The sequence below is a fragment of the Zhongshania borealis genome (assembly GCF_039539625.1).
Taxonomy (GTDB): Bacteria; Pseudomonadota; Gammaproteobacteria; order Pseudomonadales; family Spongiibacteraceae; genus Spongiibacter; species Spongiibacter borealis.
This window is the reverse complement of the sequence record NZ_BAABDM010000001.1, coordinates 265,020-281,384: the sequence shown is the minus strand read 5'-3', so window position 1 is coordinate 281,384 and position 16,365 is coordinate 265,020. Positions and strand designations below refer to the sequence as shown.

At 50.3% G+C, this 16,365-nt stretch carries 14 protein-coding genes; 7 read left to right on the top strand and 7 right to left on the bottom strand.

The window, feature by feature from the left end; all coding sequences use genetic code 11:
• Nucleotides 1-190 precede the first annotated feature (190 nt).
• Nucleotides 191-1,633 carry a hypothetical protein gene (locus tag ABD836_RS01320; protein ID WP_344931909.1) on the bottom strand — a complete coding sequence of 481 codons (1,443 nt, stop codon included), beginning with the start codon at nt 1,631-1,633 and terminating at the stop codon, nt 191-193.
• A 337-nt stretch (nt 1,634-1,970) separates the two neighbouring features.
• Complete coding sequence (locus ABD836_RS01315) at nt 1,971-2,381, bottom strand: nuclear transport factor 2 family protein (RefSeq protein ID WP_344931908.1); 411 nt, start codon at nt 2,379-2,381, stop codon at nt 1,971-1,973.
• A 283-nt stretch (nt 2,382-2,664) separates the two neighbouring features.
• Between ABD836_RS01315 and ABD836_RS01310 the strand changes: the two genes are divergently transcribed.
• Complete coding sequence (locus ABD836_RS01310) at nt 2,665-3,675, top strand: YheT family hydrolase (RefSeq protein WP_344931907.1); 1,011 nt, start codon at nt 2,665-2,667, stop codon at nt 3,673-3,675.
• 7 nt (nt 3,676-3,682) lie between these two features.
• Here the strand turns inward: ABD836_RS01310 and ABD836_RS01305 are convergent, their stop codons facing one another.
• Nucleotides 3,683-4,639, bottom strand: coding sequence for an HpcH/HpaI aldolase/citrate lyase family protein (locus ABD836_RS01305; protein ID WP_344931906.1), 957 nt, complete (start codon nt 4,637-4,639; stop codon nt 3,683-3,685).
• Between the two features lie 81 nt (nt 4,640-4,720).
• On the opposite strand from ABD836_RS01305, the gene ABD836_RS01300 reads away from it, so the two are divergent.
• The 6 genes from ABD836_RS01300 (at nt 4,721) to ABD836_RS01275 (ending at nt 12,709) form a co-directional block, all read left to right on the top strand.
• Nucleotides 4,721-5,992 (top strand): imelysin family protein, encoded by a 1,272-nt coding sequence (locus ABD836_RS01300; protein WP_344931905.1) that lies wholly within the window; start codon nt 4,721-4,723, stop codon nt 5,990-5,992.
• A 3-nt stretch (nt 5,993-5,995) separates the two neighbouring features.
• Entirely contained in the window at nt 5,996-7,369 is a 1,374-nt protein-coding gene (locus ABD836_RS01295; RefSeq protein ID WP_344931904.1) for a di-heme oxidoredictase family protein, read from the top strand.
• Entirely contained in the window at nt 7,369-8,499 is a 1,131-nt protein-coding gene (locus tag ABD836_RS01290; RefSeq protein WP_344931902.1) for an imelysin family protein, read from the top strand. The genes ABD836_RS01295 and ABD836_RS01290 overlap by 1 nt, the downstream gene beginning before the upstream one ends.
• Nucleotides 8,500-8,546: 47 nt before the next feature.
• The gene (locus ABD836_RS01285) at nt 8,547-9,647 is read left to right on the top strand and encodes a DUF1513 domain-containing protein (RefSeq protein ID WP_344931901.1); all 1,101 of its coding nucleotides are present in this window, start codon (nt 8,547-8,549) and stop codon (nt 9,645-9,647) included.
• A gap of 19 nt (nt 9,648-9,666) precedes the next feature.
• Nucleotides 9,667-11,055: a multicopper oxidase family protein gene (locus ABD836_RS01280; protein WP_344931900.1), complete on the top strand. Its 1,389-nt coding sequence runs from the start codon at nt 9,667-9,669 to the stop codon at nt 11,053-11,055.
• A gap of 127 nt (nt 11,056-11,182) precedes the next feature.
• The gene (locus tag ABD836_RS01275; protein WP_344931899.1) at nt 11,183-12,709 is read left to right on the top strand and encodes a GGDEF domain-containing protein; all 1,527 of its coding nucleotides are present in this window, start codon (nt 11,183-11,185) and stop codon (nt 12,707-12,709) included.
• A gap of 57 nt (nt 12,710-12,766) precedes the next feature.
• On the opposite strand, the gene ABD836_RS01270 is transcribed toward ABD836_RS01275, so the two are convergent.
• From ABD836_RS01270 to ABD836_RS01255, 4 genes are all read right to left on the bottom strand, one after another.
• The gene (locus tag ABD836_RS01270; protein WP_344931898.1) at nt 12,767-14,401 is read right to left on the bottom strand and encodes a WS/DGAT/MGAT family O-acyltransferase; all 1,635 of its coding nucleotides are present in this window, start codon (nt 14,399-14,401) and stop codon (nt 12,767-12,769) included.
• 235 nt (nt 14,402-14,636) lie between these two features.
• The gene (trhO, locus tag ABD836_RS01265; RefSeq protein ID WP_344931897.1) at nt 14,637-15,575 is read right to left on the bottom strand and encodes an oxygen-dependent tRNA uridine(34) hydroxylase TrhO; all 939 of its coding nucleotides are present in this window, start codon (nt 15,573-15,575) and stop codon (nt 14,637-14,639) included.
• Nucleotide 15,576: 1 nt separating this feature from the next.
• The gene (locus tag ABD836_RS01260; RefSeq protein ID WP_344931896.1) at nt 15,577-15,906 is read right to left on the bottom strand and encodes a BolA family protein; all 330 of its coding nucleotides are present in this window, start codon (nt 15,904-15,906) and stop codon (nt 15,577-15,579) included.
• A 79-nt stretch (nt 15,907-15,985) separates the two neighbouring features.
• Nucleotides 15,986-16,342 (bottom strand): TfoX/Sxy family protein, encoded by a 357-nt coding sequence (locus ABD836_RS01255; protein ID WP_344931895.1) that lies wholly within the window; start codon nt 16,340-16,342, stop codon nt 15,986-15,988.
• Nucleotides 16,343-16,365: the final 23 nt, after the last annotated feature.

Here is a 16,365-nt window from a genome sequence, read left to right as displayed (position 1 = left end):
TTCAAGTTATTCACAATATATCTGTAGTGTGGCATAACATCACAGCTTTACCAAATAGCAAAAAGCCAGTCCTTTATATTAAAGGGCTGGCTTTTATAAGCGCAATACAGATGAATAGAAACACCTAAAAGCCAAACTCTAGCGATACGACTGTACCATCTGATCGCTAGAAGCTATTTCAGGCTACCACTTACTCAAATGATGGACCGTTACTATCTACTGTTAAAACGCCTGCTGGAGTCGTTAAAACCATAGAAAACTGGTCTTGCTGTGCACTGCCGCCGCTCTCACCACCAGATAAAGCTGATAAATTCGCAACCAGACCTGTTACAGCGGTTTCTAGCGTGCCAGGAATAGCTTCGAGACTCGCTTGAATTGCAGTCGGATCAACCGCTAGCACGTCAATCACATCGGTCACCGCATCGACGGAACCATCGCTACCGGTAATGTCGGCAGAAAATTCATCAACGGCGTAAGTTAACTGCGTCACGTAAGGCGCGATAGGGTTAGCACCCGCGCCATCACCACCGCCAGCTAATGACGCGAGGTCAATTGGCAGCGCATCTAAACCAGGGATTCCGTCACCCGCTAAAGAGGTGGGATCAATCGGCAAGGCGTCCAAACCTGGAATACCACCACCGGCAAGAGAAGTGGGGTCAATTGGCAGGGCATCTAAGCCAGGAAGGCCACCGGCAGCCAGCGACGTAGGATCAACTGGCAATGCATCTAAGCCCGGCACACCGCCACCATCGGAAGACGTTGAGCTACTCGGTAAAGGCAGTGCGTCTAAACCGGGTATACCGCTTAACAGGGCTGTAGGATCAATTGGTAACGCGTCCAATCCAGGAGCGCCGCCACCCGCTAAAGAAGTAGGATCAATTGGCAATGCATCCAATCCAGGAAGACCACCGCCCGCTAAAGAAGTAGGGTCAATTGGCAATGCATCCAATCCAGGAAGGCCGCCACCGCTGCCGCCACCAGACATAGCCATTAAATTGGCTTGTAAATTCGAAACTGCGGTTTGCAGGGTCGCCGGAACGAGCTGAAGACTGTCTGGCAGCATTGCTGGATCAATTGCCAAGGTATCAACCACATCTGTCAGCGCATCTACCGTGCCATCAGTACTACCGATATCGGCAGACAGGGTATCTACAGCGTGGGTAAGCTGGGTAACGTAGCCTGCTAATGGGTTAGCACCGCCACCGCCACCTGCAAGTGAAGTCGGATCAATCGGAAGCGCATCTAAACCAGGAACACCGCCACCAGCCAGTGAGCTCGGGTCTATAGGTAGCGAATCCAAACCGGGAGCACCGCCGCCGCCGCCCCCCAGTGAAGTTGGATCGATTGGCAGCGAATCTAAGCCGGGCAACCCACCGCCAGCCAAGGACGTAGGATCAACTGGCAATCCATCTAAGCCAGGCAAACTATCTAAACCAGGCGCGCCACCGCCTGCCAATGCTTCTAATTGAGCATCCAAACTACCCAACTGATCACCCAACACAGACAATGGCGTTCCAGCCAAAGCGCCAGCGATTGGATCAACAACAGGAGCGATTGGTCCTGCGATAGAGGCAGATGCAATTGACGCGATAGCGGCTGCCAGCGCAATTTTCTTCATCGACGGTGTTTTCATGATGTATACCTCAAATAAATTCTTATTTAATTGTTATTTCGCCACGGCCTAGTCATTACATCGGACGTAGTCAAAGAGTGATCTCTTATAGCCTGATAGTACGTGAAAACACGCATAGACTTTAGTGACTGTCGTCACATCATTGATAGACTAACAGATAAACTAACGGGCGATTATTTTTAAAAAAAATAACAATATGCCATTATAAAACAACAACATACCGCACCAAAACAACACTAAAGCTCAGAATATATATATTGAGTAATAGTGTTTTTGATTATTTATGCTAATGACATATCAATTAACATTTGAAAAATTTTCCAACGATGAGGCTATCTCACGCGGATGCCATTTGCTCTTGAACAGTATCAAAATCCCAATAGGCTTTTAGTGACGAAATTTTACCTGCGTCATCTGCTTTATAAACAACCACCATCTCCATTTGCATTGTTATATCACCTGGTAATTTGTTTACTAGTCGAACGACATTGGCACATTCGTCACCTGCGGGAAACGACGACAAAATGGTGAATTTAATTTGGCCCGGCGCAATGATCAAATCCCAAAACCCCGCAACCGCGACTTTACCATGATGCCCCTCCCCGCTGGGGTCAAGCGGTGATTTACCGACCGGATCTTGGACAATGGCTTCTTCAGAAAACAACCCCAGCCACGCCTCTTTATTGCCCTGCTCCACGTATTGGCCGGATAAACGACTTGCCGCCAATGCTGCTTGTGCGTTTCCCATTTTTTTCTCCTGTCATCATTAATTCAATTTTCAGCGATTTACATCTAATAATGCGCTGTCATATATAAGTCTGTACTATCCAACAAGGATCGCGAACTGCGTAATGCCACACCAAATTACCCCACGTCCACCCATGGCATAGTGTTCACTGGTGCCTTAGCCGACACGCGCATTCGTAAATCTTCGAACTCTACAGATAGTCGCAATAAAATGACCTACGAAGACATCATCCGTTCGACGTAGCACTAGCAGACTAAGAGCCGACTTTTTTATAGGATTTGTCATGAATGATTTCGCCCCAAATGGGCTATTAAAAAACCCACACGCTCAATCCATTCTGGCATCGACGCGACTGCGAAAAATTCGAAGCTACCCACGTTCTCGTGCCATGCTCAACGCCAGTAAAACAGTAGTTCTCGATTGTGGTAACGGGCAGCAGCTAATGGGCGAACACGCTGCTCACGACGTTCGCAGCAAAGGTCTAATTACCTTAATTCATGGCTGGGAAGGCAGTTCCCAATCAACTTATTTGCTTTCTGCTGGGGGTATATTATTTGCCGCTGGCTACGACGTATTTCGACTCAATCTACGTGACCACGGACCAAGCCACCATTTAAACCGTGAATTATTCAATTCCGCTCGGCTCGACGAGGTGATTGGCGCGGTAAAAGCAATCCATCAAACCTACCCTCAGCAATGGCAGTTTTTAGCGGGATTTTCGCTTGGCGGTAACTTCGCGTTGCGCATCGCAGCAGAGGCGGCAAATGCCGGTTTAAAACTTGATCAAACTGTCGCTATTTGCCCAGTGGTCGACCCAGCAAAAACCATGATTGCACTAGAGCAAGGCTGGTGGGTTTACGAAAAATACTTTGTGCGTAAATGGCAAAAGTCACTGCGTAAAAAAATCAATCTATATCCGGAGCTTGGCTACCAAGACAGTTTATTTAAACTAAAAACGCTAAGGGATATGAACAGTTATTTTATTCCCAATCACACTGCGTTCTCGGATGCCGACGCGTACTTTCAAGCCTATTCGATCGCCGACGACCGACTGACAACGCTAAATTCGCCTGCGCACATCATTGCAGCCCAAGATGATCCTATTATCTTGGCAGAAGATTTTGCGCGCCTAGCTGAAAATCAACACTTGAGCATAGAAACCAAGCGCTACGGCGGCCACTGTGGTTTTGTCAAAAACTACCAGCTCGACAGCTGGCTAGATGAGCGCCTACTTGAGCTAATCAATCTGCGGCGCTACCCCACTGGTGATCCGGCAAAAACCCAGCAGGGCTAAATTCAATCTATCGCGTATTGGCAATTTGTTCCGCAATTGCCAATACACGCACGGCCTCTTCAACATGCAGCGCTTCCACAAGACGGCCATCGACCAAAACAACACCTTTACCTTCGGCCTCAGCTTGCTGCCAAGCCATTTGGATTTTTTTCGCCCTAGCCAAGGATTCTAGTGATGGTGCAAATAGCTGATTAGTCAGTGCAATCTGTTTGGGATGAATTAAGGTTTTGCCGTCAAAGCCAAGTTCTACACCCTGCTCACAAGCCAAAGCTAAACCGGATTCATCGTCTAAATCAAGATGCACACCGTCAAAAACGTCGATTCCATTTGCGCGGGCGGCCAATACGCACAAGCTCAGAGACGTTAACATTCCCAAACGTTGCGGCGTGTGCGGCACCCGAAGATCTTTTGCGAGATCAGACGTACCGAGCACAATACCGCCCATACGAGAGTGCGCACCGGCTATTTCATTTACGGCTAAAATACCCCGCGGCGTTTCCGCCATAGCCCACAATTTTAAGCTCGCCGCGGCACCGGCTTGATTTAGGACCTGGACAACCGCCTGAATTTCAGCAGCAGACTCCACTTTGGGCAAACACAAAGCCGATATCGGCGCGGTTGCGAATGCCTCAATGTCTTTCCGACCCCACTCAGTATCAAAGCCATTTACCCGAACCACCAGCTCACGACGACCGTAGCCGCCAGCATTGACCGCCGCCAAAACTTGCTCACGCGCCAGTTTCTTTTGACCCGGTGCTACCGCGTCTTCCAAATCAAAAATAAGTACATCGGCATCAAGACTACGCGCTTTTTCTAGGGCCCTAGCATTCGAACCAGGCATATACAACAATGAGCGACGCGGGTTAGCGGCCATAACAAATTCTCTATAATTCTGAAAAGCAGGCAGTTTACCACAGCGAGTCAGGCCGCCCATGCTGTTCAACACCCTTTCATTTAAAACCATTAATTGCGAATCATTATCAATTAGCAGTAGAATATCCCCCCGCTTCACTAAAGAAGCCCGTTTCCACTGCGGAGTCTGTTAATGCCAGCGCTGTTTCGCCACGTCGTAGCCCTTCTTGCTTGCCTTACCCTCACCAGTCTCGTACAAGCAGAGTTAAAGCCAACTCCCGCTAAAAATATAGAGGCCGCTGCGGTCGTAAAACATTATGCTGAGCTCGTGTACGCGGTTTATAGCGACGCAGAGAGCAGTGCCCGCCAGCTTCAAATGCAAATCGATGATTTTTTAGCTGCGCCCAGCCAAGCGGGGCTGATCGCAGCACAGCAAGCATGGAAAACCGCCCGCATCCCCTACCAACAGAGCGAAGTATTTCGTTTTGGCAACCCGGTGATCGACGATTGGGAGTACCAACTCAATAGCTGGCCACTCGACGAGGGGCTTATCGATTATGTTGCCGACGATTATTTTGCCGCACTTGGCAATATCGGCGGAGATCTCAATGTCATTGCCAATCCCAGCATTAACCTTGGCGGTGAAATACTCGACGCAAGCATCATCAATTCGGATTTGCTGCGCAGCCTCCACGAACTTGGTGGATCCGCCGCCAATGTCGCCACAGGTTATCATGCCATCGAATTTTTGCTGTGGGGACAGGACCTCCACGGCCACAAGCTCGGCGCCGGGGAACGCCCCCACACCGACTACAGCCTGGGCAGTCAATGCAGTAACGGCAATTGTGACCGGCGCGCAGCCTATTTGCACACTGCCGCTAGCATCCTTGTCGAAGACCTCAGTTATATGGTCAAACAATGGGCGCCAAACCAAGCAAAGAATTATCGCAAAGAGTTACTGTCACTAAACAGCCAAATTGTTTTAGCCCGTATGTTTAATGGTATGGGCTCCTTGTCCTTGGGAGAATTGGGTGGCGAACGCATCAAAGTGTCACTAGAAGCCAACTCCACCGAGGACGAACATGACTGCTTTAGTGACAACACTCACTGGTCTCACTACTACAATGGCTTGGGCATAGAAAACGTCTATCTTGGCCGCTATAAACGCCTTGACGGTCAGCTTTTAACTGGTCCGGCACTGAGTGATTTAGTGCGTCAAGCAAACCCAGAAGTCGACGCCAAGACTCGGAAGACCCTGAGCGCAACCATGGCCAGCTTAAAAGTGTTAAGCGACACGGCCGAAGCCAGTGAAAGGCCAGTGAAATTTGACATGCTTATCGCAGAGGGCAACGACCAAGGCGAAGCCATCCTCAGCGCCATTTTAAATGCTTTGGTTACCCAAACCCGCGCCATTGAAGCGGCAGCAAGTGCCATCAATATAGACCCTACAGCCACAGGGCTTTAAACCTTGCCGCTGCCTTCCACAGTATTGTCCGCCATATTACTGTGCGGCAGCGCAATTGTGTTAAGTGCATGTAATAACGGCCAGCCGCTGCCCATAGCCAGCGGCGGGAGTTTTACCGAAGCAAAAATTTCATCACGCACGCTTGAGCGTCCCCAGCCAAAACTCAGCTTAGAAGAACAACTCGACTGGGCGGTTGGTAAAAGTTTCGCCAAGCAAGCGTGGGTTAGCGCACCGGCGAGCACCACCGCGCGTGACGGCTTAGGGCCAATTTTTAACGCCAATAGTTGTGTCGCCTGCCATAAAGCCAACGGCCAAGGCCTACTCCCTGACCACGGCCCCGGGCTCATTCTACGAATCGCCCCCGTTGGATTACACCACAAAAACTACGGCGAACAACTCCAAGACCACGCAACCCTAAGCAGTAAAGCCGAAGGCCAAATTGCCTGGCGCGAGGTTTCATTGTCAAGTCCAGTCAACGACGAACCACTTAATTTAGCGTATCGCCAATACTTTATTAGTGAGCCGCGCTACGGCAATACCAGCGACATGGCTGTTTCTGCACGCCTCGCGCCCGCGCTGATCGGTTTGGGCCTACTCGATGGTATCCCAGATGAAACCGTCATTGCGCTCAGTGACCCTGATGACCGAGACCAAAATGGCATATCTGGCCGCGTCGCCATGCACTGGGATGAGCAAAGGCAAAGAATGCGCCCCGGTCGCTTTGGTTGGAAGGCCAGTCAGCCCAGCCTTCTTCAGCAAATTGCCCTCGCATTTAGTCAAGACATCGGCATTCGTTCGCCCATTTACCCTGACGCAAACTGCCCTGGCAACGCGATAAATTGCGACAAAGAACTCAGTCAAGATCACAACGCAGAACCCGAAATAAGTGCTAAATTATTGGCTGCCGTCACCGCCTATATTGGCAACCTCGCCGTACCGGGCATACAAAACAATCCAGACTTGCAAGCTGGCTATCAGGTTTTCATCAATATAGGCTGTGCCAACTGCCATATTCCCGCAACTGAAATCCTAATAAGCCCGTTTTCTATGCAGCCGCTAACTGGCGATACTACGTTCCGCAAAGAAACCATTTACCCTTTTAGTGATCTATTGCTGCACGACATGGGGAGCGCGCTTGCGGACAGTGCCGACACCGACAACACCCCAGCAAGCGAGTGGCGGACCGCACCACTCTGGGGTTTAGGTCTGCGCAGCAGGCAGGAAGACAATACGCGTTTACTGCATGACGGCCGCGCTGACTCCGTACACACTGCCATCCTTTGGCACGGCGGCGAAGCCAAAGTAAGTCGGAAAAACTACCTACAACTTAACGAGCAAGCGCAAACGACCCTGCTAAACTTCCTGAAGGCACTGTAATGATCTTAACAACACTGATTGCCACTAAAATAACTCCCAGCCTAAAAAACCTGCCGCTCATTACTGTGCTAGCTTTATTGGCCGCATGCAGTCCTCCGCCACCGTCGAGCAAAGTGCTTATCGACACCAGTACGCTCGCTATTTTACCGGCTTACCAATTGTTCTCTCAGACCAGCCAGCAGCTAAAAATCACCGCCGATAATTTTTGTCAGGCACCCAATGATGAACAATTTGACCTAGTTCGCGCGGCGTGGCGAGCGAATGTCGACAGCTGGTCCGGCGTGCAGAACCTGCAATTCGGTCCGCTGTTAGTCGATAATCAAGCGTGGAAAATTCAATTCTGGCCCGACAAAAAGAACCTGATCGCCCGCAAGATAGAAAGCCTGTTACGCACTGGTGAAGCGCTAAATGTAAAACGCATCGACGAGGCGAGCGTGGTTGTGCAAGGTTTGTCGTCACTCGAATATTTACTGTTTGACAGCAAGTTTGGCGTCCTCGATCGCTATACTGGCGAGCAAGGTAATCGCCGCTGTGAACTGCTTAGTGCAGTTAGTACCCACTTGCACAGCGTCGCCAGTGGTTTATTCAACGACTGGCGGCCAGAACTCGGCAATTACTTAGCGACGTTTACGCAAACCGGTGAACACAACCCCGAATACCCAGACGACAGTGTCGCTATCGCTAACCTCCTCGGCACGCTGGTGGAAGGCGTCGAGCTCATTAAGCGCGACAAATTTGAACGCCCCTTAGGGCTCGCCAGCAGTGGCGCTCAACCGCAAATCTATTTGCTGGAGTGGTGGCGCAGCGAGTATTCCAAAGACGCTATTATCGCCAACCTCAAGGCCCTAAAAACCATGTTTGTCGCGGCTGACGGTTATGGTTTAGACGACTATTTATTAAACGTTAAAAACCGCGGCGATCTCAGCACCCAAATTCAACAACATATTGACAAAAGTATCACCGCCGCCAGCGCCATGCCAAATAGCTTATTTGGCAGTGTAGAGCCTCGCAGCCAAATAGAATTAATGAACTTCCAGAAGGCAATAAGCGAATTACTTACGCTATTAAAGTCGGACTTGCCCGACGCACTAGGGATCAGTCTTGGCTTCAATGCCAAAGATGGCGACTAAGTTCAAAACCGCAAGCGAGCAATAAACCACAGAACTAGAGGAACACCATGCAACGTCGCCACTTTGTTCTCGCCTCTGGCGCACTGCTGTGTCTACCATTTATTGGCGCACGGCCAGCGCTCGCGAAATCAGCCAAATTTACACCGGTACTCAGCGCCGCAAGCGATGGCAGTGGCAAACATATTGGCGTGTGGAATGATGACCACTGGCAGTTATCCCAAACCATTTCTCACCGCGGCCACGACAGCCTTTTCCACCACCAGCGCCAGGAATTGGTGTTTTTCTCCCGTCGCCCCGGCCGCGAAATGTTTGTTATAGACGCCAAGCAAGGTGCTTTATTACATACCGTAGTAAGCGAAGATGGTTACCACTACTATGGCCACGGCTGCCTTAGCGCCAATGGGCGCTACCTTTACACGAGCGAAAATCATGTTGCCGACGATGGCGCAGGTAGCATCGGCATTTACGATTGCCAAGAAAATTATCAATGCATTGGCCACCTAGACTGCGGCGGTATTGGCCCTCACGAACTTGCTCTAATGCCTGATAACGAGACCTTGGTCATTGCCATTGGCGGCATTAAAACCCTGCCCGCCAGCGGCAGAACCACCCTTAACCCCAATTCAATGGCACCCGCACTCCATTACCTCGACATTGCCAGCGGTCAGCTTGTAGAACGGCAAGCGGCTCCGCACTTTCAGTTAAGCCTTCGCCACCTCGACGTTAGCAGCAGCGGTGAAGTGATAGTCGGCGCACAATTTCAAGGCAGCCTTCCATCTCACCTACCACTAGTATATCGACATAAGCGCGGCGAAAATCTCACGCCATTGAGCTACGGCGACTTGCCCCTGCAGTTCAAGCAAGACTATATCGCCAGCGTCAGCATTGACGAACACGGCAAATACGCCGTCACCAGTTGCCCGCGCGACAATGTTGTCTGCCTATGGAACTTAGCAACGGGTAAACTCCAGCAGCTTTATGCCTTGCGAGACAGCGCAGGCGCCGTTTACGATGCCGCCTACCAACAATTTATTCTAAGCAACGGCAATGGCCAACTAATGGCACTAACACCCGGCAAGGCACGTTTACGTCCGCTAGCCTATGCCCCTGGCACCCATTGGGATAATCACCTGACGCTATTGCGCTGAATACGCCAAAGGAAACACGATGAAACGTAGAACCCTTATCAAAGGTAGTGCCACTGCCCTGCTCGCAAGCTCACTTCCCAAATTGAGCTTGGCCATGGCCTCGGCGAGTAAAAGCGGTGAGCCACACTACGATTACATCCTCACCGCCGAGCCGGCCACGGCCCAGTTGGCGAAGAGCGGAGACACCGAAATTCTTGGTTTCAATGGCCAATTCCCCGCCCCCGTAATTCGCGCTAAGCAGGGCCAACCACTGCGGGTAAAGTTCGTGAACAAATTGGACGAACCTAGCACCGTTCACTGGCATGGTATTCGACTCGATATCGCGATGGACGGGGTGCCCTATTTAACGCAGGCGCCCGTGCCAGCGGGCGGCAGCTTTCTATACGAGTTCACCTGCCCCGATGCCGGCACCTTTTGGTACCACCCACATATGAACAGCGTTGAGCAATTGGGCAAGGGTCTAGTTGGCGCATTGATCGTTGAAGAACGCGAACGCCCCGATTACCACGACGTTATCATCGGTTTAAAAGATTGGCGCCTGAAGCCAGATGGCAGCTATTTACCACTTTCACTGCCAAGAGAAGCGGCGCGGGCAGGCACATTAGGGACGCTTGCCACCGTCAACGGAGAACAAAAGCCCGTCATTGACGTACCCGCTGGCGAGCGCCTGCGTCTACGCTTCCTGAATTTGGACAATACCCGCGTTTACAATCTAAGTCTGCGCAAAGATGACGCAAAGGTGATTGCGATTGACGGCAGTCCCATTGCCCAGCCCTATACTCTTACGTCCCACGCAACAGGCGCCGGAATGCGCTTAGACGTTGGTTTGATTAGCCCGAACAAGGCTGGCATTGAGATTCCAATTTACGATATGAAAGGCCGTTATGGTATTGAGATCTGCCGACTCAAAACCATCAGCAATGATAAAACCACAACGCCTAAAGCAGGCTTACCTGCACTCCCTGCCAACCCTATACCCACACCTCAACTCGACAAGGCCGAAACCCTCAGCTTTGTATTTGAGTGGGCTGGCGCACTGTCACCCAGCGACAAAGATGGCCAAGTCGACCACAGCTTTTGGTTGATTAACCGCCGCGCGTGGACTGATCATAGCCATCAGCACCTACCCGCCCCACTCGCCACGCTGACCTTAGGTAAAACCTATATATTTGAATTGCACAACGCCACGCCGCACCATCACCCCATCCACCTTCACGGCCTTATTTTCACCGTATTGGAATCCGACAAGCGAGAACTGACGCCCTTCCACACCGACACCATATTATTAGAAAAAAACGAACGCGCCAAAATAGCATTTGTTGCCGACAACCCCGGTCGCTGGATGTTTCACTGCCATGTAATAGAACACATGGACACTGGCTTAATGGGTTATATCACCATCGCTTAATTGCTAAAGAACCGCCATTTAGCTGCCAAGCCACGCGGCATACTTCGGCAATTACCTAATCAAAATCCATTGATTCCCCGCTATATAAGGCTAGTATTCATAAACTCAATACTAAAACGTAGCGAATATGACAACTGGCCAACGCGCACTCTGCCTTATTGCGGGCAATGTCGTCCTTACCTTTTTGCTCACGCTATTGGCCCGCAATCTGCTCATAAACCCGGAGTTACTCGCTATTGAACAAGCCGCCGATCAAAAGGATATCGCGCGTTTTGAACAAAGTATTGACCGCTATCGCAGTATTATTGAAGGGCGAATTAAGCGCATATCCTCTGCAGTGGCGCTATTTGAAGGCCTCGACAACGAAATCCACTGGCAACCCTTAATTCAACCCCTAGCTGAAATGGGTGGCTATGAAGAGCTCGACTACTTTATTCTATCGAACAACGCCGGCACCCAGAGTTCAATATACCCCGGCGAATTAGCCAATAACGCGACGTTGCTCCCCGACGACGCCATTAAAACTGAATTACTAGCGCACCTGATACCACGGCTCGAAGGCGTGACAAATTCAACGACATCCGGTCTTTATCTGTCCCGGAATGACGGCCCATTGATCTACGCTGCAGGCAAAAGTAAGTGGGGTACCAACGAATTACCCACCATCTATATTGCTGTCAGGCGAGTTAACGACTCACTTATTAAAGAATTCACCGAGCGCCTAGGGTTGGAGGCGGAACTGGTTCCCGCAAATATACTGAGTAAAGAGATAAAAGAAGCCCAGTCTGAACTCGGACAACGCACCCAGCGCGGCGTACTCTACGACATTATTTATGGCGACAATGCTCAGGCAGTGCTGCATTTACGCTTTCAGACTGCACCACGCGGCTTTGACGACAAGCCACTCAGTCCGACCGTGTGGGTGGGTATACTTGTCGCCGCAGGTTCATGGAGTTTGGTATTTTTTTACGTGTATTACCGAACTGTCACCCCGCTCCGCAGAATCACCCATACCATGCAGCTGATTCGGCAAACCAATAACTTTGATAGACATTTGGTTTACAAAAATAACGACGAATTTGGCAAGCTGGTAAACGAATGTAATGAATTGCTCAAGCACATTTCCCAACACACCGGACGACTTGAAAGTTATTCATACGAAGACGCATTAACTGGACTCGGCAATCGACGCTATTTCCAAGAGAAACTACAATATCACTACAGCATTGCAAAGCGCCAAAGCTTATCTGTCACCGCCATTGTTTTTGATTTGGATTTTTTCAAACAGTATAACGACAACTATGGCCATGACGGCGGCGATGCGGTACTGAGGCAGTTTGCTGCAATTCTGCGCAAGAGTTTTACACGCGACCTTGATATTGTTGCCAGAACCGGCGGCGAAGAATTTATCGTCTTAGTCTTAGATGTGAATACTAGCGAAAGTTTACGCCTTGCCAATCGCGTTATAGAGCGGCTGTTAAATCATCAAATTCCGCATATAGGCAACCCTGTGCTGGGCCAAGTAACGGTCAGTGCCGGTGTCGCCACCGCGCGCATTGAAGGTGAACTTAGCTTGGAAACACTCATCACCAATGCAGATGCCGCACTTTACAAAGCTAAACAACAAGGCCGTAATCGAGCCTGCCAACACTAAATACCCCCCGCGGACCCGCCTTAGACGCCACATAAAAGCGCGGCTAAGGCTTAAGATTTACGGACGAGAATTGCTAATCGGAACAACCTTACCATTCTTGGCCACGCCAGCATTTGCCGACGCAGACTTAGCGGTACTGCTACTTGCGGCCGAACGTGCCTTTTTTGCGACCGGCTTTTCCACGTTTGGCATGGCGCTACTGCTGCTCGATTTAAGCTTTCGCGCTGGCTTAGCTTTGGCTTTTGGTTTGCTTGCAACCGCAAGGCTTTCTGCTTGCTTAGCTTTCGCTGCCGCTAACAATTCATTAAATGACTTTTCAACACAATCACGATAAAACGCGGGGTCCGGCATGGAATCCCGATCGCCAAGTATCGATAGGGTCATGATCCCATTCGAACTAAAGATCAAGTGAAACAAACCTACGCCTGGGGTTAACAGGCCCAGCCCGTAATAGCGCACCATCTGTGCACCGGCCGAATACAAGGGAAATGTTGGGCCAGCAACATTAGACACTACTGAACTAATGCCAAGAGGCAAATGTTGAGTAAGCTGATTATTAACATAGGTATTCACTAAGGGCCGAGTCAGCGCCGGAGGTAAAACGCCAGCGAGGCGTAAAACATCCACTAATGGCGAGTTTTCGCCATAAATTTTTGCTTCTTGAGAGCTGCGATACACCTCAGCCAACCGTGTAAGTGGATCAGCAATATTGGTATGGAGCTCCACAAAGACTGAGCCAACCTGATTATTTTCATCCGTCATCCCCCTACGCGTTCTCATATCCAGGGGAATCGATACCGCCAGACTTTCGTCGGGTAGTTCCTTGTGATGGATCAAATAATGGCGCAGTCCACCGGCAATAATAGCCAGTACCACATCGTTTATTTTCACCTCACATAAGTCTTTTATCGCTTTGATATCAGCGAGAGGAAACTCCGCCGCTTCAAAAACTCTATGCGGTCCAACAGGTGTATTAAATCGGGTGCGCGGCGACTTAATTGACGGCATTGGTATTTTTTTCTGCGCCATGCCAATGGCCATTTTCCCCAAATCACGCAACACACCGACGCCACCGCTGACCATTTTCGCCGTGTTTTTAATATTGTTAACCGCCGCCGAACTCGCCAAATAAACGCTATTTGGCATTACATCAGCAGTCACCACAGCTTCCGCTTGCGGGACCGCGGCAGGGTCGGGCTCCAAATCATGGATAACCGACATTATCGATGAGCCACCCGCGCCATCAACGAGGGCATGATGCATCTTGGTATATATCGCAAAGCCGCCTTTAGGAACCCCAGGAATATTATCTAAGCCCTCAATAATATAGGCCTCCCAGAGAGGCCTGCTCATATCGAGTGGACGCGCGTGGAGTCGGGCGACCAAGATACACAACTGGCGCCAATCGCCCGGTTGCGGCAATGCGATATGCCGAATATGGAATTCAACATCAAAGTTAGCGTCTTGCACCCAATAAGGCCGATCAACGTTACCCGGCACCTTAACCAGACGCGACCGAAAAATCGTGTGCTTATGAAGTCGGCGCTCAAAATTGGCAATTACGCCTTTAAAGCGTACCGCGCCACCCGGTGCCGTTGATGGGTCGTAAATACCCATTCCACCAACATGCTGAGGCGTATTGGCATGCTCAAGATTAATAAATGCGGTATCAAGTACACCTAACTGCTTCATGCAAGTTAACCTCTTTATTTTAATATCCCCCACCAGGGGGCTGAACACTAGGTCGCGATCATCACCGGTTGCCGCGCGTAAGCCTAGCTTACCCATAGTACATTAAATATTCCAAATGCTAAGTGCATAAGTCGACGAAATTGAGATCTATGCCTAGGGCTTAGCGAGAAGTATGCGTATATGGGCCGCTAAGGGATAGCCAGCAGCGGTTCATCGCGTATTTGGATAAACCTGTTTAGCGCGGTTTACGCTGACGTGCCGGTGGCGGCGCACCAACATGACTTTCATTGCGTTGCCGAGCGAGTTCGACCTGCTTTTGGCGGTCTCGAAAGCGTTTTTTTTGGTCGTCAGTGATATGCACATAGCAGGCTGGGCAGGTCACACCTTCTTCAAACATTTCACTGCGTCTATCACTTGCCGTAATAGGCCGTCGGCAACCGTGGCAAAGCTCATGACTGCCAAGCTGTAAACCGTGGGTTACAGCTACACGATTATCGAACACAAAACACTCGCCCTGCCACTGACTTTCGGTCTCGTCGACCTCTTCCAAGTACTTTAAAATACCGCCTTCAAGATGGTATACCTCTTCAAAGCCCTCGTGTTTCATAAAGGCCGATGCCTTTTCGCAGCGTATACCTCCGGTGCAAAACATGGCGACTTTCTTGTGTTTGGCGGGGTCGTAATTCGCCCGAACGTATTCGGGAAACTCGCGGAAGCTGGTCGTTTTCGGGTCTACTGCGCCGTTAAAACTGCCAATTTCAACTTCATAGTCATTGCGAGTATCGATCAGAAATACGTCCGGGTCGGCAATGAGGGCATTCCAATCCTTGGGCTTAACATAGGTGCCCACGATATCCTTAGGATCGATACCATCAACACCCATGGTCACAATTTCCTTCTTGAGCTTTACCTTCATTCGATAAAAAGGCTGTTCTTTGTCATAGGACTCTTTGTGCCCAAGATCAGCAAAACGCGGGTCGGCATGTAAAAAAGCTAGTACCTGATCTATACCGGCGCGTGAACCGGCAATGGTGCCGTTAATACCCTCTTCTGCGAGGAGCAAGGTACCTTTTACCTCCGCCGCCAAACACTGTTCCAACAGCGGCTCGCGGAGCGCCTGGTAATCCGGGAGACTAACAAATTTATACAATGCGGCTACAACGAACTGATTCATACTATTTCGCGCCCTGCTCCTTTTTGCTACCACCCAGACAGTCTGGTGACGCGGGTACTGCCCCTGCGCGGAGTGCCCACTCGTCGGGGCTATATGTGTGCATCGCTAAGGCGTGAACTGGGCCTGCAAGCTCATCAGCCAAAAGTTGATAAACACGCTGCTGCCGCGCGACTTTACGAAGACTAGCGAAATCTTGGGCAACAATAACGAGCTTAAAATGCGTTTCTGAATTGGCGGGCACGCTGTGCATATGACTTTCATTAATCACTTCAAGGTGACTAGGCGCCAATGCCGCCTGCAACTTTCCCTGAATTGTTTCTTGTACTGACATTTACTAGACCTTCCAATCGTCACAACGGCGCACATTATACACTGACTATAGGCACATCGCGCACCGCCTCTAAATACGACTAAGTTCGCGCCGGCCGGTGCTTGGCGGCAGCCGCACGCATCGCCGCCGCGTAAGCCCGGTTACCCCAGTCAATCAGTATATCCTTATCATCCAGTGCCTCTTCAGGCGCCTGAAAGTACGAAAGCGCGACCTCGCGATCACCACGAGGGTAGGTAAAAGGCTGTAACCCCAAGGCTTCAAAATCGCCGCGATTTTGCGCATCGGCCTTCAAGTACAAAGTATTATCGAACACTAAACCAAACATCAGGCCTTCTAAGAAAAAACCGCTACCGCCAAACATTCTCCGCGCGTTAACCGGTCCCAGCCATTGCATTTGCTCCAGCAAAAATGCGGTAAATCCAGTGTCTTTTGCCATTATATGTCGCTCCCACAGCCACC

Coding starts and splice junctions, on each gene's coding strand:
- ABD836_RS01290 (WP_344931902.1), top strand. CDS start 7,369: ATGATCTTAACAACACTGATTGCCACTAAAATAACTCCCAGCCTAAAA.
- ABD836_RS01285 (WP_344931901.1), top strand. CDS start 8,547: ATGCAACGTCGCCACTTTGTTCTCGCCTCTGGCGCACTGCTGTGTCTA.
- ABD836_RS01255 (WP_344931895.1), bottom strand. CDS start 16,342: ATGGCAAAAGACACTGGATTTACCGCATTTTTGCTGGAGCAAATGCAA.
- ABD836_RS01315 (WP_344931908.1), bottom strand. CDS start 2,381: ATGGGAAACGCACAAGCAGCATTGGCGGCAAGTCGTTTATCCGGCCAA.
- ABD836_RS01280 (WP_344931900.1), top strand. CDS start 9,667: ATGAAACGTAGAACCCTTATCAAAGGTAGTGCCACTGCCCTGCTCGCA.
- ABD836_RS01260 (WP_344931896.1), bottom strand. CDS start 15,906: ATGTCAGTACAAGAAACAATTCAGGGAAAGTTGCAGGCGGCATTGGCG.
- ABD836_RS01310 (WP_344931907.1), top strand. CDS start 2,665: ATGAATGATTTCGCCCCAAATGGGCTATTAAAAAACCCACACGCTCAA.
- ABD836_RS01305 (WP_344931906.1), bottom strand. CDS start 4,639: ATGGTTTTAAATGAAAGGGTGTTGAACAGCATGGGCGGCCTGACTCGC.
- trhO (WP_344931897.1), bottom strand. CDS start 15,575: ATGAATCAGTTCGTTGTAGCCGCATTGTATAAATTTGTTAGTCTCCCG.
- ABD836_RS01275 (WP_344931899.1), top strand. CDS start 11,183: ATGACAACTGGCCAACGCGCACTCTGCCTTATTGCGGGCAATGTCGTC.
- ABD836_RS01320 (WP_344931909.1), bottom strand. CDS start 1,633: ATGAAAACACCGTCGATGAAGAAAATTGCGCTGGCAGCCGCTATCGCG.
- ABD836_RS01300 (WP_344931905.1), top strand. CDS start 4,721: ATGCCAGCGCTGTTTCGCCACGTCGTAGCCCTTCTTGCTTGCCTTACC.
- ABD836_RS01270 (WP_344931898.1), bottom strand. CDS start 14,401: ATGAAGCAGTTAGGTGTACTTGATACCGCATTTATTAATCTTGAGCAT.